Below are 1446 nucleotides of genomic sequence, written 5' to 3'. Positions count from 1 at the left end.
GAGGCCGGCCTGCGCACGGAGTACGCCGGCCGGCTGCCCAGCACCACGCCCCCGGCCCGGCGCCGGCCGGCCCGCCCGGTCGCCCGCCGGCGCGCATCGCCCTCCACCGCTCCGCGTCTCCTCTCCGCCTCCCCGGCCGACGTCGGGTCACGTCCACAGCACGGTAAGCACAAGGCGCACGAGGGGCGCGTCGGAGGCCCCACCGGTGTCCGTCCAAAGGCCCCGCGGGTGCCCGTCCCGTCGCCCCCGTCCCGTCCCCCGCCCGCGCCGTCCCGTCACGGCCGGACGGGTGACGGTCATCCCGACACGGCCCGGGCCGCCCGCCGGCCCGTCGCCCCGCCCGCGCGCCGGTACCGACGACAGCCGCCGCGATGAGGCCACTGCCACCCGTCACCGGTTGCTCGTCGCCGCTCGCCGGTCGTGGGTTGCTCGTCGCCGGTCGCCGGTCGCCGGTCGCCGGTCGCCGGTCTCTGGTCATCGGACAGAGACCACCGGTCACCGGCCAGAGGTCCCCGTCATCGGTCAAAGGCCGACGGGGAGGTCACCGATCACTGTCGAAAGCCGACGGGGAGGTCGCCGATCACCGTCGACGGTCAGCGATCACGGGTCACAGGACCTTCACACCCGCCGAGGGTCGGCAGGCGACGGCAGGGGCACCCGCCCGGTGATGTCGGCACGGAGGGAGCCGCTCCAGTGATCATCGTCGTGGTTCTGCTGTTCCCGGTCCTCAGCGTGTTGCTGTACGGACTGGACCAGGTCGAGGACCGGTGGGTGCTGCGGCCCTCCCCGGCGCGCCGCTCCCGGCATCGCCGGCCGGCTGGGACAGGGCGTCACTGAGCTTCCCGGACGCCGTCACCGCACCGGCGATAGCGGGTGATCGCCTTCGCGAGTTCGAGCCGCTCGGGTTCGGGAAGGGCGCCGCCCTGGGCATAGGCCAGCACGTGTTCGGCGACGGTGCGCAGCTTGACGTTCGTCCGCTGGGAGACGTCCCGCAAGGCCCGCCACGCCTCCTCCGGGGCGATCTGCCCGAGGACGACGAGCGCGCCGATGGCCTGGTCGATCGTGGCATGGGAGGTCAGAGCGCGCCGCAGCTGCTCGTTCTCGTCCTCAAGACGGTGGTGCTCGGACGCCAGGTCGGTGGCCGAGAGCAGGACCAGCGGTTGCTGCCGGGAAAGTGCGAAGAAGGCCATCGAGCACCTTTTCGAGGTGGGGGGCGTCACGACCACGCCTGCCCCCGGTGGGCGCTTGCACACGAATTCAACCAGCATCGCGGATCCCGGTCACGCTGCACCGTCCGCACGGTGCGGCGACCCGCCCGCCGACCGCCGACGGCGACCCGCCCGCCGACCGCCGACGGCGACCCGCCCGCCGACCGCCGACGGCGACCCGCCCGCCGACCGCCGACGGCGACCCGCCCGCCGACCGCCGACGGCGACCCGCCCGCCG

At 74.9% G+C, this 1446-nt stretch carries 1 protein-coding gene; it reads right to left on the bottom strand.

The annotated features are described in order from the left end of the window. Positions 1 to 830: 830 nt before the first annotated feature. Positions 831 to 1190: an ANTAR domain-containing protein gene (locus GT045_RS36960; RefSeq protein ID WP_202515474.1), complete on the bottom strand. Its 360-nt coding sequence runs from the start codon at positions 1188 to 1190 to the stop codon at positions 831 to 833. Positions 1191 to 1446 lie beyond the last annotated feature (256 nt).

The organism is Streptomyces sp. SID486, from assembly GCF_009865385.1.
Lineage (GTDB): Bacteria > Actinomycetota > Actinomycetes > Streptomycetales > Streptomycetaceae > Streptomyces.
Note: the sequence above shows the minus strand (reverse complement) of the source record. Positions and strands in the feature narration are given on the sequence as shown.